The organism is Alcanivorax sp. HI0044 (genome assembly GCF_001634945.1).
Window position 1 is genome coordinate 1 of the sequence record NZ_LWEZ01001909.1, and the last position, 1,043, is coordinate 1,043.

General features: G+C 62.0%; 2 protein-coding genes. Both read left to right on the plus strand.

All coding sequences use genetic code 11. The annotated features are described in order from the left end of the window. Positions 1 to 787: cobalamin-binding protein (locus A3730_RS28465; protein ID WP_063539414.1), on the plus strand; the 787-nt coding region annotated here is incomplete at its 5' end. Continuing rightward, positions 774 to 1,043 (plus strand): iron chelate uptake ABC transporter family permease subunit (locus A3730_RS28470; protein WP_156501430.1); only part of this gene is annotated, 270 nt, incomplete at its 3' end. The genes A3730_RS28465 and A3730_RS28470, both read left to right, overlap by 14 nt.

Here is a 1,043-nt window from a genome sequence, read left to right on the forward strand (position 1 = left end):
GCTCTGTCTGGAAAAACCGGCCAGCCGCATCGTGGCTTTGTCCCCCGGTGCCACCGAATTGCTGTTTGCGGCGGGCGCGGGCGGACAAATGGTCGGGGCGGTGAGTTTTAGTGATTACCCGCCAGCGGCGAAAAAGTTACCGCGGGTAGGCAGCTACAAGCGCCTGGATCTGGAGGCGGTGTTGGCGCTGAAGCCGGACCTGATTGTGGCCTGGCACAGTGGCAATCCGTTGCCCCAGGTGGAGCGTCTGCAGGCCCTGGGTCTACCGGTGTATTACAGCGAACCGCGCCGGTTTGCGGATGTGGGTACCACGCTGGAGCGGTTTGCCCGGCTGGCGGGGACGGAACAGGTTGGGCAGGGCGCGGCGGATGCGTTCCGTGCCGGCATTGATGCCCTGCGTGAACGTTACGCCGATGCGTCAAAAATCAGTGTGTTCTACCAGGTGTGGGAAGAGCCATTGATGACGGTGAATCGTGAGCATCTGATCAGTGAAGCGATTCAGATATGTGGCGGCGTAAACGTGTTTGCCGATCTGCCCACGCTGGCGCCGCGTATCAGCAAGGAGTCGGTGCTGGAGAAAAACCCGCAGGCCATCGTTGCGGGCGGCATGGGCGAAGATAATCCCGGTTGGCTGGACCCCTGGCGGCAATTTGCCACCTTGCAAGCGGTGAAAAACGACAATCTGTTTTTTGTCGCGCCCTCCACATTGCAGCGGCCCACGCCGCAAATGCTGACCGGTGCCCGTACCTTGTGTCGGCATCTGGACTCTGCCCGTGCCCGTCAGTAAGCAGCGGGCAATTCCCGCCCTGTTGGGACTGGCCAGTCTTGGGCTGTTGGCGTTATTGCTGTCGGTGGCGGTGGGCAGTGTGTCGATTTCGCTGCAGGACCTGTGGGCGGTAGCCACCGGCGGCGGCAGTGAACTGTACCGGGAGCTGATTGTGTCGCTGCGGATGCCCCGTGCGTTGGCAGCCTTTTCTACCGGGGGGTTGTTGGCGTTGGCCGGTGCCCTGATGCAGGTACTGTTGCGCAATCCGCTGGCGGAT